Origin of the sequence: Streptomyces sp. NBC_01451 (genome assembly GCF_036227485.1) — a bacterium.
In the GTDB taxonomy this organism is placed as follows: domain Bacteria; phylum Actinomycetota; class Actinomycetes; order Streptomycetales; family Streptomycetaceae; genus Streptomyces.
This window is the reverse complement of the sequence record NZ_CP109479.1, coordinates 6402636-6425854: the sequence shown is the minus strand read 5'-3', so window position 1 is coordinate 6425854 and position 23219 is coordinate 6402636. Positions and strand designations below refer to the sequence as shown.

The window sequence follows — 23219 nt, the reverse complement described above, 5'->3', positions numbered from 1 at the left end:
GAGGTGATCGATGGGCGTCACGGGAGCCACCGGGCCGGTGATGGACCGGGACGAGGTGGACCGTGCGCTGGCGCGGCTCGGCGCGGAGCACGAGGCCATCGAGACCTCGCTCCTCGCCCTCCAGGACCACGCGGGCCGCAGACTCCTCGAAGGCGCCGAGCTCACCGGCACGACCAAGGAACGCTGGACGTCCACCGACGCGTCGATCACGCTGCTGTGGGCGTACTTCGACGCGTACTCGGACACCTACCGCTCCGCCCGTGACATCCGTTCGCGCCGCCGCTGGTCCAGCCGCGAGGACCTGGTGGAGCTGACGGAGCTGCTGCGCGGCGAGTGCGTCACGGTCGCGGGCAGCGCGACGGCGACCGCCAACGCGGCCACCCTGCACGGCACCGGGAAGCTCAGCCACCAGTACTCGCTGGCCGCCCTGGTGGAGCGGATGAACGAGCTGTACGCGACCTCGCTGGACATGGTCGTCACCGCCGACGCGGTCTGGTCGGCCCTGCCCGCGCGGATAGATTTACTGGCCGCGGAGCTGCAACGCACCCGCCAGCTGGCGCACTCCGTGGGCGTACGCCCCGGCGAGCACCCGGCCGGCGACGACCTGGAGCGCATCACCCGCACCCTGACGGCCCTGCGCGAGCGGGTGATCTCCGACCCGCTGGCGTTCTGGCTGCCCGCGCAGGGCAGTTCGGCGCCCGGCGGCGGCCGTCCGGACACCACGGTGTACGACCGTGAGGCGCGCGCCCTGGAGGACGTACGCCGGGAGATCGACGCCGTGCTGACGGTCCGCCAGGACGCCGAGGCGAGGCTCGTGAAGCTGCGCGACCTGCTGTCCCGCGCGGACCGCACCCTCGCCGAGGCGCGCAGCGCGCGCGGTGAGGTGCTGGCGAAGATCGCCGCGTCGGAGGTGCCCGCCGTCAGCGGCCCGCCCACGGCCTTGCAGGAGCAGTTGGCGACGGCCGCCGACTACCGCAGACACGCCCAGTGGCATCGTCTCTCGCCGCTCCTGGAGTCGCTGGAGGCGAAGGCGGAGGACGAACTGATGCGCGCCCGCGAGTCGTTGACGGCCGTCACGCAGCCGCTGGCGGTCCGCGCGGAGCTGCGCGGCCGGCTCGACGCGTACCGGGCGAAGGTCGCCCGGCACGGTCTGGCGGAGGACCCGCTGCTGATCGAGCGGTACGACGCGGCGCGCCGCATGCTGTGGAGCGCGCCCTGCGACCTGCGGGTCGCGGAGCAGGCCGTGCTGCGCTACCAGCAGGCCGCCGCCGAGTACTTCGGCGGCCCGCGGGTGCCCGGCCAGGCCGGACCCAGTGACCGGAGGGGGGACTACTGATGACCGGAACCGAACAGCAGAAGTGCCAGCGGCCCGACTGCGAGGGCTCCTACGAGGACATGGGCGGCGGTGAGCTGTACTGCGACACGTGCGGACTCGCGCCGGTCGTGTCGGCCGGCGGCCTGGCCGGCGCGTCCTCGTCGAGTTCCCGCGCGTCCGCCCTTTCCGCCCGCACCTCCCGCACGTCCCGGTCCTCGCAGTCCCGCCGCTCGGTCTCCGGCCGGCTGTCGCGGTCCATGTCGGGGAAGTCGACGGGCCGTTCGGTGTCGGTGCGCAGCTCGGGCTCGACCGCCGGGTCCACCGGGCGCGGCCGGCTCGGTGCGGGCCTGGTCGAGGTGCCGGGTGTGCCGCGGCCCGACCCGCGCGCGATGGTGCTGGAGAACCCGGAGGTGCCCGAGCGCAAGCGGTTCTGCTCGCGCTCCGACTGCGGGGCGCCGGTGGGGCGGGCGCGCGGCGAGGGCAGGCCGGGGCGCACGGAGGGGTTCTGCACGAAGTGCGGGCACCCGTACTCGTTCGTGCCGAAGCTGCAGACCGGTGACATCGTGCACGGCCAGTACGAGGTGGTGGGCTGTCTGGCGCACGGCGGCCTCGGCTGGGTCTACCTCGCCGTGGACCGGGCCGTGTCCGACCGGTGGGTGGTCCTCAAGGGCCTGCTGGACACCGGGGACCAGGACGCGATGGCCGCCGCGATCTCGGAGCGGCGCTTCCTCGCGGAGATCGAGCACGCCAACATCGTGCGGATCTACAACTTCGTGGAGCACCTCGACCAGCGCACGGGCTCCCTCGACGGCTACATCGTCATGGAGTACGTCGGCGGCAAGTCGCTGAAGGAGATCGCCAACGACCGCCGCACCGCGGCCGGGAAGCGGGACCCGCTGCCGGTGGAGCAGGCGTGCGCGTACGGCATCGAGGCGCTCGAAGCCCTCGGCCATCTGCACAGCCGCAACCTGCTGTACTGCGACTTCAAGGTCGACAACGCGATCCAGACCGAGGACCAGCTGAAGCTGATCGACATGGGCGCGGTCCGCAGAATGGACGACGACGAGTCGGCCATCTACGGCACGGTCGGCTACCAGGCTCCGGAGGTCGCGGAGGTCGGCCCGTCGGTCGCGTCCGACCTGTACACGGTCGCGCGCACGCTCGCCGTCATGACGTTCGACTTCCAGGGCTACACGAACGTGTTCGTGGACTCCCTGCCCGACCCCGACCACATCGAGGTCTTCCGCCAGTACGAGTCGTTCTACCGGCTCCTGGTCCGCGCCACCGACCCCGACCCGGCCCGCCGGTTCGCGTCCGCGCAGGAGATGTCCGAGCAGCTGACGGGCGTACTGCGCGAGGTCGTGTCGCTCCAGACGGGGCAGGCCCGGCCCGCGCTGTCGACGTTGTTCGGGCCCGAGGTGAAGGTCACGGACTCGGAGCTGTTCGACGTGCTGGACGGGGAGGTGTCGCGGCTGGGGGCGCGGGTGACGGCGCCGCGGAAGAAGTCCGCGTCCCCGGCCGCTCCCGCCATCGGTGGCAGCACCAGGCTCCTCACCGGTGCCCCGCGTCTCGTCAAGGCCGTCGACGCCGGTGCCGCCGCGCTCGCGCTGCCCGTGCCCCGCGTCGACCCGACCGACCCCAACGCGGGCTTCCTGGCGGGCCTGCTGGCGTCGGCGGCCGTGGAGCTGATCGCCGCCCTCGCGGTGGTGCCGGCCCAGTCGACCGAGACACGGCTGCGGGAGGTACGGGCCCGGCTGGAGAACGGGGACGCCGCTACCGCCCTGGAGTCGCTGGTCAGACTGGAGGAGGACCGGCCCGACGACTGGCGGGTGGTCTGGTACCGGGGCGTGGCGGCGCTGGTGACGGGCGATCACGAGGGCGCCGCGCTGTCGTTCGACGCGATCTACGACGCCTTCCCGGGCGAGAGTCCGCCCAAGCTGGCCCTCGGGCTGTGCGCGGAGGTGCTCGGGCAGCTCGACAACGCCGCCGAGTACTACCGGCTGGTGTGGACGACCGACCCGAGCTATGTGAGCGCCGCTTTCGGGCTGGCCCGCGTCCAGTTGGCGGCGGGCGACCGGCGCAGCGCCGTGGCGACGCTGGAGTCCGTTCCGGAGGCCTCGATCCACTACACGGCGGCCCGCGTGGCCGCCGTACGGGCGCGGCTGCGGCAGCGGACAGCCGTCGTCGGCGACGCGCCGTTCCTGGACGATCTGATCGCGTCCGCCGGGCAGGTGGAGGCCCTGGGCGGATACGGTCTGGACGCGGTCCGGCGCGAGCAGCTGTCGGCGGAAGTCCTCGGCTGCGCGCTGGACTGGATACTCTCCCATGGCCAGAGTTCCGCCCCTCCTGCCGTCGGGGGGCGGGTGCTGCTCGGCAGTGACGTGGACGAGCGTGGTCTGCGCTTCGGGCTGGAACGCTCGTACCGGACGCTGGCCCGGCTCGCGCAGGGCGGCGAGGAGAGGATCGACCTGGTGGAACGCGCCAACCGTTACCGCCCCCGGACGTGGGTGTAGTTGATGTCCCAGATGCCACAGCCACCTCAGCCACCCCAGCCGACGGCACTGTCCCGGTGCCCGAACTGCGAGGAGCCGCTCGAATCGGGCGACCGGTTCTGCGGCGCGTGCGGGTACGACCTGTCGGCCGTCCCCCCGCGTCCCGGTGACTCCCCGACGCTCACCCTGAGCGGCGCCCTCGCGTCCGCGCCGCACCCGCCTCCGGAGGCCGCTTCCGTGGACTGGCCCCACGCACCCGAGACCAGCAGTTCCGGCATCCCGGCGCCGATGCACCTGGCCACCGACCTCCCGGGCACCGACTCGGGCGGTACCGCGCTCCCGCCGGTGCCCGGCCGGCCGCCGATGCCCGGTCCGCCGCCCACGGGATCGCCGGTCTCCCCGGCCACCGGCGTACGGTTCGACCGGCCCGCCGGCGGCGAGATCGACGAGTACCCGCTCCAGGCGCCCGCCCCGCGTCCCGCCGCGGCGGCGACGCCCCCGGCCGGCACCAAGGTGTGCGTGGCCTGCCGGGCGGGCCGGGTCGACACCGACGGCTACTGCGAGAACTGCGGGCACGCCCAGCCGCGCGAACGCGACCACATGGAGGACGAGGTCGGCCCGCTCGCCGCGGTCACCGACCGGGGCCTGCGCCACCACCGCAACGAGGACGCGTACGCGATCTCCCACACCACGTTGCCCGACCGCGCGCCCGCGCTGGTCGCGATCGTCTGCGACGGCGTCTCCTCGGCGACCCGCCCCGACGAGGCCTCGCTCGCCGCGTCCCGGGCGGCCGGCGACTCCCTGATGGCGGCCCTGCCCCTGGGCACCCACCCGCAGCAGGCGATGCACGACGCGATCATCGCCGCCTCGCACGCCGTGAACGCGCTGGCGGACGAGCCCGGCGGGGCCCGTGAGCACGCCCCGCACCAGAACTCCCCGGCCTGCACCCTGGTGGGCTCCGTGGTCACCCCGACGCTCCTGGTCGTGGGCTGGGTCGGCGACAGCCGCGCCTACTGGGTCCCGCTGGACCGCTCCACCGCCCCCGCCCGGCTCACCGAGGACGACTCGTGGGCCGCGCAGATGGTCGCCGCGGGCCTGATGAACGAGGCGGAGGCGTACGCCGACGAGCGCGCCCACGCCATCACGGGCTGGCTCGGCGCGGACGCGTACGAGCTGGAGCCGCACACCGCTTCCTTCAAGCCGGACCGGCCGGGTGTGGTGGTGGTGTGCACGGACGGGCTGTGGAACTACGCGGAGGCCGCGGACGAGCTGGCGGAGGTTCTCCCGCCGGACGCCGCCGCACGCCCGCTGCACGCCGCCCGGGTCCTGGTCGGCCACGCTCTCGACGGCGGGGGCCACGACAACGTAACAGTGGCCGTCGTGCCGTTCCCCGCCCCGTCGCAGGGGGCAGGATCGGCCTGAGGGCACTGACACGGGGGTGTCCGCAGCAGGACCGGAGGGGACTGGTCCGCATACAGTCACTGCTCCACGGATGTGGGGTTTTCGAGGGGGAGCGAAGCACGCATGGCCAATTTCTCGAAGTCGAACGTGCCGCAGTTCTCGGTCGACGTCTACCAGAACGAGTATCTGCCCGACGGCGGCCGTGAGGTCAGCGCGATCGTGACGGTCACCGCGACCGGTGGCGGCACGGTCGGCACCGGCGTCCCGGCACCCCACCTCTACTCACCGGGCCGGGGTCCGGACGCGGCCGTGGCGATCATGGTCGACTGCTCCGGCTCGATGGACTACCCGCCGACCAAGATGCGGGGCGCCAGGGAGGCGACGGCCGCCGCGATCGACGCCGTGCGCGACGGTGTCCACTTCACGGTGATCGGCGGCACACACGTCGCCAAGGAGGTCTATCCGGGCGGCGGGCGGCTCGCGGTCGCCGACGCCGCCAGCCGCGAGCAGGCCAAGCAGGCGCTGCGCCGGCTGAGCGCGGGCGGCGGCACGGCCATCGGCACCTGGCTGCGCCTCGCCGACCGGCTGCTGTCCTCGTCCGAGGTCGCCATCCGGCACGGCATCCTGCTCACCGACGGCCGCAACGAGCACGAGTCGCCGGAGGACCTGAAGGCCGCCCTGGACTCCTGCGCCGGCCGCTTCACCTGCGACGCGCGGGGCGTGGGCACCGACTGGGAGGTCAAGGAGGTCACCGCCATCGCCTCCGCGCTGCTGGGCACCGCCGACATCGTCGCCGACCCGGCCGGCCTCTCCGCCGACTTCACGCAGATGATGGAGACGGCCATGGGCAAGGAGGTCGCGGACGTCGCGCTGCGGCTGTGGACCCCGGTCGGCACGGAGATCAAGTTCGTCAAGCAGGTGGCACCCACCGTCGCGGAGCTGACCGACCGCCGCACGGAGGCCGGGCCGCGCGCCGGTGACTACCCCACCGGCTCCTGGGGGGACGAGTCCCGCGACTACCACGTGTGCGTCGAGGTGCCCTCCGCCGGCCTGGGCCAGGAGATGCTGGCCGCCCGTGTCTCCCTGGTGATCCCGCAGCCCGACGGCAGCGCCCAGAACCTCGGCGCGCAGGGCCTCGTACGGGCCGTGTGGACCGACGACATGGCGGCCTCGACGTCGATCAACCCGCAGGTCGCGCACTACACGGGTCAGGCCGAACTGGCACAGGTCATCCAGCAGGGACTCGATGCCCGCAAAGCGGGCGATGTCGACGGCGCAACCGCCAAGCTGGGAAGGGCCGTTCAGCTCGCCAGTGCCTCCGGAAACGCGGATACTGCGAAACTGCTTGCGAAGGTGGTGGACGTGGTCGACGCCGCGGCAGGTACTGTGCGACTGAAGGCGAAGGTCGAAGAGGCCGACGAGATGACGCTCGAGACACGGTCCACAAAGACTGTTCGTGTAAAGAAGTAACCGAACAAAACGTTGCGAAGAGGAGAGGGGGAAGCGCCGACATGCCGACCTGCCCGAACGGACACCAGTCGGGTTCCGACGACTGGTGCGAGGTCTGCGGTCACCGCATGGCCGGTGCCGTGCCCCCGCCCCCGCCGCCACCCCCGGCGCCCGGCTACGGCTATCCGCCGCCGGGTTCCGCCACCGGCGCGCCCGGCAGCCGCTCGCACCTGTCCGCCGTACCGGACGCCGAGCAGGAGCTGTGCCCACAGTGCCGCACCCCGCGTGAGGGAGGCGCTCCGTTCTGCGAGGAGTGCCGGTGGAACTTCCTGACGAACACGGCGACCTCGTACACCCCGGCCGCCCCGCGCCCTCCCGCGCCCGGACCGGGCCAGGGACAGGGACAGGGGTACGGCGCTGGTCCCGGCGGGCCCGGCCCCGGCCAGCGGTTCCCGTCCCCGCCGCCCGGCCCGTCCTACGGCAGCGGTGACGGGTTCGACTACCAGAGCTCGCGCCCGTCGCAGATCAACCGCCCCGCCGAACCGATCCCGCCCTTCGGCAGCGAGCCGTCCCGCCCGGTCCCCCCGCCGCCGGGTCCCACCCCCGGCGCGCCCGGTGGCCCCGGTGGTCCCGGTGGTACGTCCGCCGGTGGGCCGCAGGGCTACCAGCCCGGCGGTCCCGGCGGATCGCAGGGATACCAGCAGTCCGGTCCTCCTCCCACCTCCGGCGGGCCCCAGGGCTACCAGCAGTCCGGCGGCCCGCAGGGGCCCGGTGGCGCTCCGCAGGCGTTCCAGCCGTCCGGTCCGCCCTTCCCGCCCGCGTTCCCGCAGGAGACAGGCCGGCCCGGTGGTCCGCAGACCGGTCCCGGCGGCGGCTACGGCGGCGGTGACGACGACTGGGTCATCTCCCCGCCCTCCGGTGGTCCCGGCGGACCGGCCGGGCCTCCCCCGCCCTCCGGCGGCGGCTACGGCTATCCGCAGCCCGGCTCGACCCAGGCCCCGCCCGCCCACGGCGGCGGTTACGGCCGGCAGCAGCCGCTGACCTGGTCCGCCACGATCGGCCCGGACCGCGAGTACTTCATGGCGATGATGCAGCGCTCCGGCCCCGAGGCCGCGGGCCTGAACCTGCCCGCGTACTCGCCGGAGCAGCGGCGCCCGCTCACCGGCAACCAGATCACGATCGGCCGTCGCCGTCACTCCACGGGCGAGTCCCCGGACATCGACCTGGCGGTACCGCCGGAGGACCCGGGCGTCTCGCACCAGCACGCGGTGCTGGTCCAGCAGCCCGACGGCAGCTGGGCGGTCGTCGACCAGAACTCGACGAACGGCACGACGGTCAACAACTCCGAGGAGCCCATCCAGCCCTTCGTCCCCGTACCGCTGCAGGACGGCGACCGGGTGCACGTGGGCGCGTGGACGACGATCACGATCCGCCGGGGATAGGTCCGCCGGGGACGGGGCCGAGACGGGCCGGGAACAGGGCTGTCAGACGGGCAGGGGCCAGGCGTACGGACCGGTGGGTTCGTCCAGCCAGGCCCACTCCTGGTCGCCGCTGACGGTGATCCCGTACCGCTCCCGCACCGGCCGGTCCTCGTGCTCCCACAGCGCGTACGCCTCCTGCGGGTCGAGGGTGCCCCGGGTGAGCGCCATCAGGAACCGGAGGAGTTCGTGCTCGCGTGCCCGGGCCGGGAGCGCGCCCAGGTACGGGGCCGCGGGCCCCGGCCGACTGCCCCCGCGCAACGGCACGAAATAGGCGGACGTGTGCAGGAAGCGGCCCTCCGCGTGCTCGGCATCGACGACGGTGAGGGCGGCCAGGCCGGTGGCGAACGGTGTCAGGACGCGGGCGCCGGGGCGGCACTGGGCGAGCCACGCGCGCGGGACCGAGCTGAGCGTGCAGGTCGCGATGATCCGGTCGAAGGGGCCGCGCTCGGGCACTCCCCGGGCGCCGTCGCCGGTGACGACCACCGGGCGGTGTCCGGCGGCGGCCAGATGCCGACGGGCCGACTCGGTGATCTCCGGGTCGAGATCGACCGTCGTGACGAGCGCGTCGCCGAGGCGGTGGGCGAGCAGCGCCGCGTTGTATCCCGTACCGGTACCGATCTCCAGCACGTTGTGCCCGTCCTCGACCTCCAGTTCGGCAAGCATCAGGGCCATGAGCGAGGGCTGGCTGCTGGAGGAGACCAGCTCGCCGTCGCGCACCCGGGTCGCGAGCGGCGCGTCCGTGTAGGCGCCGCGCATCCAGCGCTCACGCGTGCGCGGGTCGGGACTGCCGCCCCACAGCCGCTGACGGCCGGACACGGCACCGGCGTAGTAGTACGGCACGAACAGATGCCGCGGCACCGCCTCGAACGCCTCCCGCCAGACGGGGTCGCCGTCCCAGGCCCCGCTCGCCCCGATCACCCGCACGAGCTCCGCCCGCGCCGAGGCGGCGAGGTCGTCGAGGTCGTCGTCCCTGCCCTCGTGGACAGCGTGCGTGCTCATACGTCCACTGTCCTGCGCCCCGGGCCGGGACGCGAGCGCCGATACCGGCCGGAACGGAACCGGCCGCTCGGCGCGACCCGGAGGGGGCGGTCCTAGGCCTTGAGTCCTCGGTCCCCTTGTCTGAGACCATGGTGGGGTGCTGCATCTTCCGGGGGACAACCCCCGGACCCCCGGCAGAAAGAGCCTGGGGCCGACCAGAGCGACATTTGTGAGGCCAAACCGACGTGAACGAGATTCCGCGCGGCACGCTTCAGGAGCAGACCTTCTACGAGCAGGTCGGTGGCGAGGAGACCTTCCGGCGCCTCGTGCACCGGTTCTACGAGGGTGTCGCCGAGGACCCGCTGCTGCGGCCCATGTACCCGGAGGAGGACCTGGGCCCGGCCGAGGAGCGGTTCACGCTGTTCCTGATCCAGTACTGGGGCGGCCCCACGACGTACAGCGAGAACCGCGGTCATCCCCGGCTGCGGATGCGCCACGCCCCCTTCGCCGTCGACCGGGCCGCGCACGACGCGTGGCTGAAGCACATGCGCGTCGCCGTCGAGGAGCTCGGCCTGTCCGAGGAACACGAGCGGACGCTGTGGAACTACCTGACGTACGCGGCGGCCTCGATGGTCAACACCGAGAGCTGAGCGGCTCTCAGCGGACGCTGACGTCCAGCGCCCCTAGTCCCGCCCTGCGTACGACGATCGAGCCGTACGGCGTGCGCAGCCGCAGCCAGGGCCCCGACGAGACCAGCGCGAGCGGCGCCGCGCCGGACGCCCGGGCACCCTGGGCCGGCCGCAGGAAGCCCAGGGACTGCGCCGCGTGCACGGCCCGTACGGGCAGGTGGGTGTCCCCCACCGTCCGGGACCAGATCTCCCGTCCGATCCGGTCGAGTTCGGCACGGGTACGCAGCTCGGGCGTCAACTCCTGCGTACGGGCCCGGAATTCGGCGACCGCCGCGGCGACCATGGCGCGCAGCGCGTCCGGTCCGGGCAGGCCGGCCTCCGGTCGCCAGCCGCCGCGCGGAGGCAGCACCCCGGCCCAGGGCGGCCCGGTGACGGCCCCGGGGACGGTGAGGGTGGCGGCCGGCTCGTCGACCGTCTCCAGGAGCTCACCGGCCGACACGGTGACGTCGAGGGCGACGGCCAGGCCGTTCTCGTACGGCTTGGCGAGCCTGGCCGCGCGGATCGCGAGAACCTCGAAGGACGGGGGCCGCCCGAACACGGCGAGCGCGGTACCGGCCGCCTGGAGGCGGACCGCTGCCCCGCGGTCGTAGTGGAGCAGCCGGGCGAGGAAGGCGGCGAGATCGGCCGCCTCCCCCTCGTCGGCGAGATGCAGAACCGTCATGCGGCGACGGCCCCGCCCTCGGCGTCGTCCGCGTCCATGTACTCCGCCAGGAACTCCCGTTCCTCGGAGGTGATGCGGCGCGGGCGCTGCGTCGCGAAGTCGAAGGGCACGACGACCGTCGAGGCCTGGACGTAGACCTGGTCCGGGTCCTTGACCTCGTAGGTGAGCGTGAAGGACGCCGCTCTTATCTCCGTGACCCACAACTCGATGTCCACGGGCGTGTGCCGGTGGACCAACTGCCGTTTGTAGTCGATCTCATGGCGTGCCACCACGGACCCCTGCTGGAAATCCTTGTCCGGGCGGAACAGGAAGTCGATACGGGCTTCCTCCAGATAGCGGAGGAAGACCACGTTGTTGACGTGGCCGTACGCGTCCATGTCCGCCCAGCGCAGCGGGCAGTGGTAGGTATGCCGCAAGATCGATCAGCCCCGGGTCAGCTTCTTGTAGGTGGCGCGGTGCGGACGAGTGGCATCCGCCCCCAGCCGCTCGATCTTGTTCTTCTCGTACGACTCGAAGTTGCCCTCGAACCAGTACCACTTCGACTCGCCCTCGTACGCGAGGATGTGCGTCGCGACCCGGTCCAGGAACCAGCGGTCGTGGGAGATGACCACGGCCGCACCGGGGAACTCGAGCAGCGCGTTCTCGAGCGAGGACAGAGTCTCCACGTCGAGGTCGTTGGTGGGCTCGTCGAGGAGGAGCAGGTTGCCGCCCTCCTTGAGGGTCAGCGCCAGGTTCAGGCGGTTGCGCTCACCACCGGAAAGGACGCCTGCCGGCTTCTGCTGGTCCGGCCCCTTGAAGCCGAAGGCGGACACATAGGCACGCGACGGCATCTCGACCTGACCGACGTTGATGTAGTCGAGCTCGTCGGAGACGACGGCCCACAGCGTCTTCTTGGGGTCGATGTTGGCGCGGCTTTGGTCGACGTAGCTGATCTTGACGGTGTCGCCGACCCTGATCGCACCGGAGTCGGGGGTCTCAAGGCCCTGGATCATCTTGAACAGCGTGGTCTTGCCCGCGCCGTTCGGACCGATGACGCCCACGATGCCGTTGCGCGGCAGGGTGAAGGACAGGTCGTCGATGAGGACCTTGTCACCGAAGGCCTTGGAGAGGTTGTTGACCTCGACGACGATGGAGCCCAGACGCGGGCCCGGCGGGATCTGGATCTCCTCGAAGTCCAACTTCCGCATCTTGTCGGCCTCGGCTGCCATCTCCTCGTAACGGGCGAGGCGCGCCTTGGACTTGGTCTGCCGGCCCTTGGCGTTGGACCGGACCCACTCCAGCTCTTCCTTGAGGCGCTTCTGCCTCTTCTCGTCCTTGCGGCCCTCGACCTTGAGGCGGGTGGACTTCTTCTCGAGGTACGTGGAGTAGTTGCCCTCGTAGGGAATCGCTCGGCCGCGGTCCAGTTCGAGGATCCACTCGGCGACGTTGTTCAGGAAGTACCTGTCGTGAGTGACGGCGACGACGGCGCCCGCGTACTTCGAGAGGTGCTGCTCCAGCCAGTTCACCGACTCGGCGTCGAGGTGGTTGGTGGGCTCGTCGAGGAGGAGCAGGTCCGGAGCCTCGATCAGCAGCTTGCAGAGTGCGACGCGGCGCTTCTCACCACCGGAGAGGTTGACGACCGGCCAGTCGCCGGGCGGGCAGCCCAGCGCGTCCATGGCCTGCTCCAGCTGCGCGTCGAGATCCCAGGCGTTGGCGTGGTCCAGGTCTTCCTGGAGCTTGCCCATCTCGTCGAGGAGCGCGTCGGAGTAGTCGGTCGCCATCAGCTCGGCGACCTCGTTGAAGCGGTTGAGCTTGCCCATGATCTCGGCTGCGCCGTCCTGGACGTTCTCCAGGACCGTCTTGGACTCGTCGAGCTTCGGCTCCTGCATGAGGATGCCGACGCTGAAGCCGGGAGACAGGAACGCGTCGCCGTTGGACGGCTGCTCAAGGCCCGCCATGATCTTGAGAACGGTGGACTTACCGGCACCGTTCGGGCCGACCACACCGATCTTCGCGCCGGGCAGGAAGCTCAGCGTCACGTCGTCAAGGATGACCTTGTCGCCGTGCGCCTTGCGCGTCTTGCGCATGGTGTAAATGTACTCAGCCAAGAGAAACCGTCCGGCAACTTGAAATCTGGCAGTGGTGGGATACAGCCCATCTTGCCGTACCGCCACCCTTGCGGGGAAACGAGTACGTCAGCGGCCCCGGGCGCCTGGAGGACGGGCCGGGGCCGCATGGTTCAGCGGGTCACCGTGCGGTCACACACTGTCGAGTTGTCAAGGTGCGGTGTCTCTCGCGTTCACGCCCGGGGGCCCGCCCCGTGCTGCTCCTTCTTGCCGACGAGGAGCACCACGCCGCCGCCGATCACCAGCAGGACGATCGCTATGCCCGCGATCATCGGTGTCGCACTGGAACTGCCGGTCTCGGCAAGATTGACGCCGGTGGCGGGGGTGCCGCCGGCCAGGGCCGGGCTGGGCTCGCTGAGGGTCTGGACGGCGTCGCCGCCCGCGCTGCCCTGGGTCTCGCAGTCGAGGACACCCGCGAACCGCTGGTCGAAGCCGTTCGGCCCCAGGATCGTGAAGTCGTACGGCTGGTCCTCCTGCAAGGGGATCGTCACCGTCCGCGACTCCCCGGCCGCGATGATGTGCTCGAAGCCCATCAGCTGGAAGGTGAACGCCTCGTCGCCCTTGTTGGTGGCCGTGATGTCCACGCCGTCCTTGGCGCAGTTCTTCCGCGCCGACAGTGCGGGGACGGGACCGGTGGCCGCCCAGTTCGCGGACGCCGTCGCGGAGACCGTGGACTCGCTGGAGCCGGCGAGGATCTGGGTCTGGCTCCGGCTGTCAGAGGTGAAGGCGCGGCCGACCGGCACGCTGGTCGAGGCCTGGACGCTCAGCGCGGCCGAGCCGTCCAGCGCGTCCTCGGGCACCTCGAAGAACACCTGGCCGCCGTCGACCGCGGACGTGACGGCCTCGCCGTCCTGGTCGACGACCCGCACCCCGCTCGTCGCGGCGTCGGCGGGCGGTATCACCGTGACGCTGTCCGCGTCGGTGTGCACCGTGACCGGTCCGAGCAGCTCACCGGGGTGGCCGGAGACCGCGGGCGGGTCGAGGGTCAGCGAGGCGTCGGGCTCCGCGACGTTCTGCGCGCTCTTCTCCAGGTAGTCGGCGAGCTTCTCGGCCTCCGGGTCCAGGGCGTCCACGTCCGCGCCGTCCGAGTAGCGCCAGATGGCCACCTGGGTGCCCGCCGCCGCGTCCTGCTCGGTGAGACCGGCCGCGCCCGCCCGGGCGGCCAGCGCCGCGAGGTCGTTCACCTGCGGATAGGAGTTCTGCAGGATCCAGCGGATCCGGCCCGCGTCCTTGTTGCCGCCCAGCGAGGTGCCACTCCAGGAGGTCTCCTGGTACTTGGCGTCCTTCTGTGTCGGGTTGTGCAGGTCGACGCAGTACGTCTGGAGCATGCCGCCGTTGTCGACGGACATCTCGAACAGGCCCGCGGACACCTGCTCGTCCCCGTCGTCACCGTGGACGACGGCCGCGCCGTACGTCTTCAGCTCGCCTATGGTGGCGGTCGCCCCGCCCTGCTGCTGCGGGGTCGCGTCCGCGACCGCCGTACCGGCGATGACGAGCGTGCCGGTGACGGCAAGACCGGACACCATCGTCGCGGCGGCGAGCCGGGCCGCCGCCGCTCGCCCGCGCCTGGACAGCGCGGAGAACGAAGAAAACACAGAATTCCCCTTCGAGCAGGACTCGTTGACGTGGGGGGTGCGGTCCCACCAGCAGCATCAGAAGCCCCGTGAGCTATGCCCGGCATCCTAGGGATGTGGCGAACCGCGCTTCCCAGTCCTGTCATCGGATAACCGATCCGACTCGGAATTGTTATCGCCAAGATCATCCATATGTCGGTCAGTCCACCGATAAGCCTCAGTCCGGCCGACGCCGACCGCAGACCGATGTCACGTCACCGGCCCGGTGTCACGTCACCGGCCCCACCTCACGTCACCACCGCGGGCTCCCGGCGTTCTTGCGCCCCGGCGCCGTCCTCGTCGGCCACCGGTGTCTCCCAACTGGGTTCGGGACGGGGCGGTGCCGCGGCCTCGCCCTTGGGCGGACCGGCGGAGCGCCGGAAGGCCGACGTTCCCCGCGCGAGATCGTGGCCGATCGCCACCGCTTCGATGTCCGCCGACGTCCGGCTCTGCCCGTCGCGCATCTCCGTGCGCACCTTCAACCGGCCCTGCACGATGACCGGTTCGCCCAACGACAGCGACGCCCCGACGTTCGTCGCGAGCGCTCGATTCGCCCACACCGTGAAGAAGTTGGTGTGCCCGTCCGTCCACGTGCTCTTCTCGCGGTCCCAGTAGCGCGAGGTCACCGCGAGCCGGAACCTCGCCGACGCCCCCGACGCAAGATCGCGGTACACCGGCTGCGTCGCCACATTGCCCACCACGCACACCATCGTCTCGTTCACGCGAACCACCCCTCCCGGTCCCGGCGCACTCGCGCCGGGCGGATACCCGTACGGGCCCGTCCCGTACGGCTGCCTCCGACACGGCGACCGCGAGGACCTCTCCGACCACGAGAGCCTCTCCGGTCACCGCCGCGCGCCGATCGCGTCCGTCGTGATCGCCGCGAAGCCAGAATGCATCCGTCGGTCCGAGCCCGCTGAGCCCTGTGGACCACCGGCCGATTGTGGAAAACTCCGTCACCCGTCCGGGGGACCCGCGTCTTCCTCTCCCGTCACCCTCCTGTCACTCCTCCGGGTTTCGCCCCCTGTGACCTGCCGGTTCCCTCGCTCACCCCACCACCGCACGAGCCCCGGTGACCCGCACGTACTGCTCCCGCACCTCGCGATAGCGCAGCAGTTCCGCCGCCACCGGATCCAGTACCCGGGCCCGGCCGCAGCCGGCCGCCGCTTCCCGCAGCCGCCGTTCCGCCTCCAGTCCGTACCGGCGGGCCGGGCCGCGGGCCGCCAGTCTGCAGCTCCACTCCACGCCCGGACCGCCGACGATGCCCACCGACATCAGCAGCACCGGAACGCCCAGGTTCGGCGCCATGACGCCGACGATCTGGGCCACCAGCCACAGCCCGCCGACGATCTGAAGGATCGTCATGGACGCCTGCGCCAGCACGGCGACCGGCCACCAGCCCGGCCGGGGCGGTCTCCCCGAGGGCGTTCCGGCCCGTGTCGCCAGCTCGTCCAGTGCTTCGGGCAGGCCCTGGGCTCCCCGTACGGCCGCCTCGCGCACCGCCAGAGCCCATGGCGCGGGCAGTCCGATCGACGCCCGCTCCGCGACCGTACGCACCGCCTGCTCGACACGCTGACGGGCCGTGGCCTCCTCGTCCGGCTGCTCACGTACGGCGAAGCGGCCGGTGGAGGATTCGCGCCGGTCCTGGCACCACCGCCACAGCCGCAGCCACGGGGTGCCGCAGGCGCGGTTGGCGTTGCGCAGCCAGACGCGTTCGGCGGCCTGGCCGGCGGCGGTGGCGCCCACCGCGTCGGCGAGCCGGTCGGAGAACTCGTCCCGGGCCCGCTCGCTCAGTCCGGCGCGCCGTCCGGTGGCGTAGACGGGCCTCAGTTGCCACGCGGCGGCGTCGAGGTCGGCCGAGATCCGGCGGGCCGCGGCCCCGCGTTCGCCCACGAACTGTCCGAGCGCCTCGCGCAGTTCGCCGACGCCGTCCCCGGTGAGCGCGGACAGCGCCAGGACGGTGGCGCCCGGTTCGCCGTACTCCCCCAGGGCGATGCCGTCCTCGTCGAGCAGTCGCCGCAGGTCGTCGAGGACCTGATCGGCGGCCTCCCCGGGGAGACGGTCAACCTGGTTGAGGACGACGAACATGACCTCCGCGTGTCCGGCCATGGGCCGCAGATAGCGCTCGTGGAGGACGGCGTCCGCGTACTTCTCCGGGTCGACGACCCAGATGACCGCGTCGACCAGCGCCAGTACGCGGTCCACCTGTTCGCGGTGCTGGACGGCCGCCGAGTCGTGGTCGGGCAGGTCGACCAGGACCAGTCCGCGCAGTTGCGCCTCTGCCTCGGCGCTCTGCAAGGGGCGCCGACGCAGCCGTCCCGGGATGCCGAGCCGGTCGATGAGGGTCGCCGCGCCGTCGCTCCAACTGCACGCGATGGGCATGGCGGTGGTCGGCCGGCGTACCCCGGTCTCCGAAATGGCCACCCCTGCGAGGGCGTTGAACAGCTGGGACTTGCCGCTGCCGGTGGCGCCCGCGATGGCGACGACGGTGTGCTGCCCGGAGAGCCTGCGCCGGGCCGCCGCCTCGTCGAGGACCCGGCCGGCCTCGGCTAGCGTTTTACTGTCCAGCCGGGTGCGTGACAGCCCCACGAGCTCGCGGAGCGCGTCGAGCCGCGAGCGCAGCGGCCCGTCGTAGGCGAGCGGCATCACCGGCTGGGTGACGCTGCTGGAGACCCGGGTCTCGACGACCGGCTCGCGCACGGGAGGGTCCGCCGTCTCGGACACGCGCCGGGCGATCAGACCGTCGTCCCAGGCGCCGGAGGACTCCGACTCCGGTCGAACGTCCACACGCCCGGACGGCACGCGCGCGTGGGGGGCTCCGCCTGCTCCGTCGACGTCGACGTCTCCGCCTCCGCCTCCGTTTGCGTTTCCGTCTCCCTCGCCAGCGGCAGCGGCGGAAGCGGTCTTCCCGGGGGCGTCGTTTCCGGGGGCCTCGCCCTCGCTGCCCGGCCCCCCGCCGTTCTCCGGGCCCTTCTCCGGGCCCTTCTGCGATCCTTCGTTCCGCTCCGCCTTCCCCGTCTCCTCCGCCTTCTCTACCTTGTCCACCTTGTCCACCTCCTCTTGCTTCTCCTGCTCCCCTTGCATCTCTCGCTTCTCGTCGGCTTTGCCGCCGTCGGAAAGGCCCTCCTGTGGAGGCACGTTTTCGGCCGAGGCGTCGTGGTGGTCGTGGTCAGTGACGGCGGTCACCGCGGTCACCTCTCCTTCTGCAGTACGGACAGCGCGGCGATGAGTTCGGCCTGGGGCTCCGGATGGACGTCGAGGGCATCGAGCGGGGCGAGGCGGCGTTCGCGTTCGGCGTGCATGACCCGGTCCAGATGGTCGGTGAGGAGCCGTCCGCCGCGGTCACGCAGCCGCAGGGCTCCGTGGGCGCCGATGCGCTCGGCGAGCCCTTCGCCCGCGGACCGGGCCCGCCGGCCGCCCAGCAGCGCGGTGGCGACGAGAGCGGCGACCGCCTCTACGTCCGTGGCGGCGCTCCTGTCGAGCTCGCGCAGCTCCTCCTCGGCGTACTCCTCCAGCTCGCGCCGCCAGCGCCGTACGGCCATCCCGATACGGTGTTCGACGCTCTCCTGGGACGGGTCGCGGCCCGTCAGTTCCGGGGCGTCGGCGGCGGGTTCGCGGCGCCAGGCGTCGTCGACGCGTTCGTCGGCGGCGGTGACGGAGCAGAGCAGGAGGGCACAGAGGCTCTCCACCAGGGCGTCGAGGAGTTCGCCCGCGGAGCAGTCGAGCGGGAAGGCCCGCCACCGCTTCAGCGCGTCCCCGGCGAGGACGGCACCGGCCTGCAGCCGCCCCCGTACGCGCGCGTGCTCGCTGTCGTAGGCCCCGTCGACAGCCGCGGTGAGCCGTAGGGCGGCCGAGTACTGCGCGGCGGCGGCGCCGGCCAGCTCGGGCATCCGGGACTTGAGGGAGTCCAGGACGCCGTACGCCGTACGGGCCATGGCCTGCTGGCGGCTGGCCGGGTCCTGTACCTGCTGGGTGAGCCAGGCACGCAGGGGCGCCACCGCGGTGGCTGGAAGAAGCCCACCGCCCCAGGCGGACTCGGGCAGTTCGGGCACCGTGAAGCGCGGTACGTCGCCGAGGCCGGCCTTGGTGAGGAGGGCGCCGTACTGCCGGGACACCTCGGACACCACCTGGTGGGGCACCCTGTCGAGAACGGTGACGAGGGACGCCTGGTAGTCCTTGGCGGTGCGCAGGAGATGCCAGGGGACGGCGTCAGCGTACCGGGCGGCCGTGGTGACCATGATCCAGATGTCGGCGGCGCAGATGAGTTCGGCGGCGAGGACGCGGTTGTCGGCGATGAGGGAGTCGACGTCGGGGGCGTCGAGGAGGGCGAGGCCACGCGGCAGGCTCTCGGCGGTCTCGACCCGCAGGATCCGCGCCCCGTCCTCGCCGGGGAGCAGCAGATCGTCGACCGGGTCCTGTCCCGGCTCCTGTGGGGGCACCCACACGCGCGTGAGGTCGGGCAGTACGCGCATCCCGCTGAACCAGTGATGGTCCTCGGGATGGCAGACCAGCACCGGAGTCCGGGTCGTGGGCCGCAGTACGCCGGCCTCGCTGACCCGGCGCCCCACAAGGGAGTTGACGAGGGTCGACTTGCCGGCCCCGGTGGACCCGCCCACAACGGCGAGCAAGGGCGCTTCAGGTTCCCTCAGGCGGGGCACCAAGTAGTCGTCGAGTTGCGCGAGCAGTTCGTCGCGGTTGGCACGCGCGCGTGGAGCCCCGGGCAGGGGCAGCGGGAAGCGTGCGGCGGCGACACGGTCGCGCAGGGCGGAAAGTGCGTCGAGCAGCTGAGGCCGTACGTCCAAGGTCACCACATGTGAAGAATGCCCAATTTTAGGGGAATTCTGAAGCATATGAGCATGCCTGCGCGCCGACGGAACACAAGGGACGGAAGGGATGACTGGGACGTAGGCATAGTCCAGGCATAACGAGTGCACAACACCCGATGCGCGAGACGGCAAAAGCGGTGCACGATTCGTACCTGCCTGCGATTATCAGGACCGCTTCACTGAACCTCCACATTGAGCCACGGAGGTGAAGCAACCAGGACAAGGACCCGGGAGCCCTATCCTTGTCCCCGGCAACGTCAGGGACCAGCCCACACCCGGGCCGACCACGACCGAGGCCACCACACCCGGCCCCCGTAGCTCAGTGGATAGAGCAGGCGCCTTCTAAGCGCTTGGCCGCAGGTTCGAGTCCTGCCGGGGGCGCTTTTTCTCCGCTCTCCTTCCAGGAGGGCGTTTTTGCTGGTCAGGCATGGTTTACCGGGCCCCGTGGAGTGGTTGCTCGGGTGCGGCCGGTACCCTTGTCGTAGCCGTCGCCAGTCCGGCTGGAGATGGCTTTATCCGGTCCTCGGCGGGTGTTCTTCCCGAAGTTTCCGTGCGGTCTCTCTGCGGTCGTGACGAGACGACCGCCCCGTCACGACCTTCCAGAGGAGGGCAAATCGGCATTCAGGTTGAAGGAGGCTCTCATGTCGGATCATCCTTGGCGCCATGAGTCTCGCCTCCTCCTTCTTAGAAGTCATCTCATTTGGCTGGGTAAGCTGCCAGTCGTGGTGAGGATCGTTGAGCGGCTGGTGCCGGATGAGTTGTGGGAGTTGTTCCAGCGGGTGGTTCCGGAGGCGCCGTCACGGCCCCAGGGTGGGGGCCGACGTCGGCATGGCGACCGCGAAGTGCTGGCCGCGATCGTCTTCGTGGCGACCTCGGGCTGCACGTGGCAGCAGTTGCCGACCGCGTCGTTCGGGCCGTCCGGCGCGACGGCTCACCGACGCTTCACCGAGTGGACGAAGGCCAGGGTGTGAGCCAAGCTCCACCGCCTGGTGCTCGACGAGCTCGGGTCCCGCGGCGAGCTGGACTGGTCGCGGTGCGCGATCGACTCGGTGAACATGAGGGCGATGAAAAGGGGGATCTGACAGGTCCGAATCCTGTGGATCGCGGCAGGTACGGGTCGAAGATCCACTTGATCACCGAGCGCACCGGTCTGCCACTGTCAGTCGGTATCTCGGGCGCGAACATGCACGACAGCCAGGGCCTGGAGCCGCTCGTGCGGGGTATCCCGCCGATCCGCTCGCGACGCGGGCCGCGCCGCCGTAAGCCCGGCAAGCTGCACGGCGACAAGGGATACGACTACCGCCACCTGCGGCAATGGCTCCGCGAACGGGGCATCACGCACCGTCTGGCCCGACGCGGCGTTGAGTCCTCCACCCGCCTGGGACGTCACCGCTGGGTCGTAGAACGGTCAGTGGCCTGGCTCGTCGGCTGCCGCAGACTCCACCGCCGCTACGAACGCAAAGCTGAGCACTTCCTCGCCTTCACGAGTATCGCTTGCACCCTCATCTGCTACCGGCGGCTCGCCGGTTGATGTGGGCCCGCAGCAGATTCACCGCCAGCTCGTGTCCGTTCTGGGCGGCCATGTCCAGCGGTGTACAACCGTCTGGATCCGCGAGCTCCGGGTCAGCGCCGAAGGCCAGCAGTACAGCAGTGATGTGAACCGTCAGCGGCTCACCACTCTGCAGGGAGCTGTCGCCCTCGGCATCGATGGCGTGCGTCAGCAGCGTCATGTTGCCGAAGACCTCGTCGGGATCAGCGCCGTCGGCCAGTAACCGGGCCAGAGCCTCCGCATTGTCGTGCTCGACCGCATCATGGGCAGGCGCCCAGTAGTCACTCACCAAGGCATTCAACCGTCACCGCACACCATCTGCCAGCGACTATCTCCACTGTCAATCACCAATTGAGATGACGTCTAAGAAGAGAGATGCCTCGGCGAACCAGGAACACGTTGGGCACGGGTCAGCCCGACCAGTGTGCCCCAGCCGCCGATGACCAGGGTGAACGGGCGCCCTGACACGCGAGTCGCGCACACGGACGGCGACGATCAACAGCCCCGTGCTGAGAGCCACCGCGGTGGTGTGACCGTTCTTCACGCCACAGGCCAGGGTCGTAGAGAGGGTCACCAGGGCGTCCAGCCGCAGGATCCGGGCGGCGATCCGGCCGAGCACGAAGGACGGCAGACACACCAGGGCGGCCACGGCGAGGGCGGCGGCGAACAGCAGTGGCCGTAGTAGGGCGAGGAAGGCGTCGCGCGCACCTGGCGTCCCTGGGGCCACGGTCAGCCGAAACCACTGCGCGCTGGCCCGACGTACAGCCACATCGGCAGGGCCAGGTTGGTGCATTGCGCAGGCCGGATTCGTACCGGAGCATTCAGCTCATGATCAGGGTGCTCGTTGTGGAAGACATGCAAGTGGTCCGGGAGGGGCTGGTCGCTCTCCTTGACGGTGAGTTCGGCATCGAGGTTGTGGGTAGTGCGGCCGACGCACACGAGGCACTGGAGATGGCGGGAGGCGCCTCACCCGACGTGGCCCTCCTTGACATTGATTTGCCCGGTATGGATGGGTTGGCTTTGGTGCGGGAGCTGCCGAGGCGGGTGCCGGGCTGCCGGATGATGATGCTGACTGCCATGGACAGGGCCGGTTACGTCCGGCGCGCCCTCGATGCCGGAGCGTCGGGGTATTTACTGAAGTCCGTCTCTGTACAGGAACTCGCACAGGCTGTGCGTACGGTCAGCGTCGGCGGCCGGGTGATTGAGCCTCCGGAGCTGGCGGAGGAGGCAGCGGCGGCCACTCCGCTGACGATGCGTGAGGCGGAGGTGCTCCGCTTGGCCGCGAGCGGAGCCGACCCGCGATCGATAGCCGCGGATCTCTTTCTAAGTGTCGGTACGGTGCGCAACCGTCTGTCCGCCGCGGTGGGGAAATTACACGCGCGTACCCTCATCGACGCAATTCGCATCGCCGAAAGCCACGGATGGATTTAGCGGCAGCTCAATGGTGATGACGAAGTGTCCGGCGTAAGGGCGTGCGTCGAACGTGCCGCCCTGCGCCAGCACCCGGTACCGCAAATTCGCCAGTCCACTGCCCGATCCAGGGTCTCCCACCCGGGGCGGTGCGCCGTCGTTGTCGATAGTCAAGCACAGGCGGGAGGCGTGCGCTGTCATCTCGATCTCGCAGCTCGATGCCTGGCTGTGCTGGAGCACGTTTCCGATGCCTTCACGTAGAACGGCACTGAGGCAGTGAGCTATGGGCCCCGCGAGATTCATTCGGGGTGGCAAGACGGTACATGTGGCGATCCCTGCCTGGGACAACAGGCTTTGAGCGTAAGCAAGTTCGGTGTGAAAATGGGCGGCGACCCGCTGACTGGTGACGCCCCGCATATCCTGATGGGTGCGTCGCGCCAGGACCGCGATCTCTCTCAGGGCACGGTGTCCCGGTGTGCTGCTCTCGGTGCGAGCAAGCGCTCTTTCGCTCTGCACGGCGATGGAGACAAGAGACGAACCCACTAGGTCGTGCAAGTCCTGGGCCATGCGGGCCCGCTCACGGTGCTCCGCAAGCCGCGCCGCCTGACTGTGCGATGTCTGAAGACGCGCTGCGAGCAGGGCGAGGTGGACCACTGCATACACGCTGCTGGCGGTGATGACCGTGGACACCAGCACACTCAGGCCACTGCCTTGTGCGGTCACCAAACTGCTGTTCACGAGCAGGGGGCCGCTGGCTGCCACGGCGACCGCGATGACGATCGAAGCGGGACGCGGCACTGTCAGCAGTACCGCGCCCGCGAGAAAGCCCAGGAGGCTGAGCCATGAGTACTCGAAAATGAGGACCGGAAAGTAGGTGAGCAACGCTTGCAAGGCGAGCAGTCCCCACCGCCACCGGTAGGGGAGACGGTAGGGAGGCGGCGCATATTGGCCGAGCAGCACGGCGGGGAGCAGGATCATCAGGATGAAACCGGTGACCAGTGTTCCCTTGCTCACGGGCTGCGCCAGCACCTCTGCGCCAAGCAATGCGAGCGAGCCCGTGACCAGGACCGTCAAGGACACGGATGCGATCCCGGTCGCCTGAGTCACCCGCATACGAAGCCTCACACAGTCTCCCCACCTTCGTGACCTTGGACCTCGGTTGACCTTGATGGAGGGCATACCCCTGCGCCGGGTTTTTGACCGCTCAGACCGGACAAGGGTTGTACGCAGAATTGGTGAAGATCTCACCT

18 protein-coding genes, 1 tRNA gene and 1 pseudogene are annotated in these 23219 nt (G+C 70.8%); 9 read left to right on the top strand and 11 right to left on the bottom strand.

Annotated elements, in window-relative coordinates:
• Window positions 1-10: 10 nt before the first annotated feature.
• From OG595_RS28210 to OG595_RS28190, 5 genes are all read left to right on the top strand, one after another.
• A complete protein-coding gene (locus tag OG595_RS28210) occupies window positions 11-1336 on the top strand; it encodes a hypothetical protein (protein ID WP_329276782.1) in 1326 nt (441 codons plus the stop codon).
• A complete protein-coding gene (locus tag OG595_RS28205) occupies window positions 1336-3828 on the top strand; it encodes a serine/threonine-protein kinase (protein WP_329276780.1) in 2493 nt (830 codons plus the stop codon). The genes OG595_RS28210 and OG595_RS28205 overlap by 1 nt, the downstream gene beginning before the upstream one ends.
• Complete coding sequence (locus OG595_RS28200) at window positions 3829-5229, top strand: PP2C family serine/threonine-protein phosphatase (RefSeq protein WP_443073156.1); 1401 nt, start codon at window positions 3829-3831, stop codon at window positions 5227-5229.
• A 102-nt stretch (window positions 5230-5331) separates the two neighbouring features.
• Complete coding sequence (locus tag OG595_RS28195) at window positions 5332-6678, top strand: vWA domain-containing protein (RefSeq protein WP_329276776.1); 1347 nt, start codon at window positions 5332-5334, stop codon at window positions 6676-6678.
• A gap of 41 nt (window positions 6679-6719) precedes the next feature.
• The gene (locus tag OG595_RS28190) at window positions 6720-8099 is read left to right on the top strand and encodes an FHA domain-containing protein (protein ID WP_329276774.1); all 1380 of its coding nucleotides are present in this window, start codon (window positions 6720-6722) and stop codon (window positions 8097-8099) included.
• Between the two features lie 42 nt (window positions 8100-8141).
• Here OG595_RS28190 and OG595_RS28185 read toward each other — a convergent pair whose 3' ends face one another.
• Entirely contained in the window at window positions 8142-9137 is a 996-nt protein-coding gene (locus OG595_RS28185; protein ID WP_329276772.1) for a methyltransferase domain-containing protein, read from the bottom strand.
• 224 nt (window positions 9138-9361) lie between these two features.
• Here OG595_RS28185 and OG595_RS28180 point away from each other — a divergent pair, with 224 nt between their 5' ends.
• Window positions 9362-9766 carry a globin gene (locus tag OG595_RS28180; RefSeq protein ID WP_189148988.1) on the top strand — a complete coding sequence of 135 codons (405 nt, stop codon included), beginning with the start codon at window positions 9362-9364 and terminating at the stop codon, window positions 9764-9766.
• A gap of 7 nt (window positions 9767-9773) precedes the next feature.
• Here OG595_RS28180 and OG595_RS28175 read toward each other — a convergent pair whose 3' ends face one another.
• The 7 genes from OG595_RS28175 to OG595_RS28145 form a co-directional block, all read right to left on the bottom strand.
• The gene (locus OG595_RS28175; RefSeq protein WP_329276768.1) at window positions 9774-10466 is read right to left on the bottom strand and encodes a hypothetical protein; all 693 of its coding nucleotides are present in this window, start codon (window positions 10464-10466) and stop codon (window positions 9774-9776) included.
• Complete coding sequence (locus tag OG595_RS28170; protein ID WP_329276766.1) at window positions 10463-10882, bottom strand: acyl-CoA thioesterase; 420 nt, start codon at window positions 10880-10882, stop codon at window positions 10463-10465. The genes OG595_RS28175 and OG595_RS28170 overlap by 4 nt, the downstream gene beginning before the upstream one ends.
• Before the next feature lie 6 nt (window positions 10883-10888).
• Window positions 10889-12553, bottom strand: coding sequence for an energy-dependent translational throttle protein EttA (gene ettA, locus OG595_RS28165; RefSeq protein ID WP_329276764.1), 1665 nt, complete (start codon window positions 12551-12553; stop codon window positions 10889-10891).
• Window positions 12554-12744: 191 nt separating this feature from the next.
• Window positions 12745-14166 carry a Cys-Gln thioester bond-forming surface protein gene (locus OG595_RS28160; RefSeq protein ID WP_329276762.1) on the bottom strand — a complete coding sequence of 474 codons (1422 nt, stop codon included), beginning with the start codon at window positions 14164-14166 and terminating at the stop codon, window positions 12745-12747.
• A 266-nt stretch (window positions 14167-14432) separates the two neighbouring features.
• On the bottom strand, window positions 14433-14906 hold the full coding sequence (locus tag OG595_RS28155; RefSeq protein ID WP_329276761.1) for a single-stranded DNA-binding protein: 474 nt from the start codon (window positions 14904-14906) through the stop codon (window positions 14433-14435).
• Window positions 14907-15231: 325 nt separating this feature from the next.
• A complete protein-coding gene (locus OG595_RS28150; RefSeq protein ID WP_443073155.1) occupies window positions 15232-17370 on the bottom strand; it encodes a GTPase in 2139 nt (712 codons plus the stop codon).
• 5 nt (window positions 17371-17375) lie between these two features.
• Entirely contained in the window at window positions 17376-18995 is a 1620-nt protein-coding gene (locus OG595_RS28145; RefSeq protein ID WP_329276757.1) for a dynamin family protein, read from the bottom strand.
• A gap of 323 nt (window positions 18996-19318) precedes the next feature.
• Here OG595_RS28145 and OG595_RS28140 point away from each other — a divergent pair.
• A tRNA-Arg gene (locus tag OG595_RS28140) sits at window positions 19319-19391 on the top strand.
• A gap of 350 nt (window positions 19392-19741) precedes the next feature.
• Window positions 19742-20541: pseudogene (locus OG595_RS28135) on the top strand (IS5 family transposase).
• On the opposite strand, the gene OG595_RS28130 reads toward OG595_RS28135, so the two are convergent.
• Together OG595_RS28130 and OG595_RS28125 are read right to left on the bottom strand one after the other, a co-directional pair.
• Window positions 20513-20848 carry an ankyrin repeat domain-containing protein gene (locus tag OG595_RS28130; protein ID WP_329276754.1) on the bottom strand — a complete coding sequence of 112 codons (336 nt, stop codon included), beginning with the start codon at window positions 20846-20848 and terminating at the stop codon, window positions 20513-20515. The pseudogene OG595_RS28135 and the gene OG595_RS28130 sit on opposite strands and share 29 nt — an antisense overlap.
• A gap of 51 nt (window positions 20849-20899) precedes the next feature.
• Window positions 20900-21286 (bottom strand): hypothetical protein, encoded by a 387-nt coding sequence (locus OG595_RS28125; RefSeq protein ID WP_329276752.1) that lies wholly within the window; start codon window positions 21284-21286, stop codon window positions 20900-20902.
• Window positions 21287-21387: 101 nt separating this feature from the next.
• Here OG595_RS28125 and OG595_RS28120 point away from each other — a divergent pair, with 101 nt between their 5' ends.
• A complete protein-coding gene (locus tag OG595_RS28120) occupies window positions 21388-21990 on the top strand; it encodes a response regulator transcription factor (RefSeq protein ID WP_329276750.1) in 603 nt (200 codons plus the stop codon).
• Here OG595_RS28120 and OG595_RS28115 read toward each other — a convergent pair.
• On the bottom strand, window positions 21931-23049 hold the full coding sequence (locus tag OG595_RS28115) for a sensor histidine kinase (protein WP_329276748.1): 1119 nt from the start codon (window positions 23047-23049) through the stop codon (window positions 21931-21933). The genes OG595_RS28120 and OG595_RS28115 overlap by 60 nt on opposite strands.
• Between the last annotated feature and the right edge of the window lie 170 nt (window positions 23050-23219).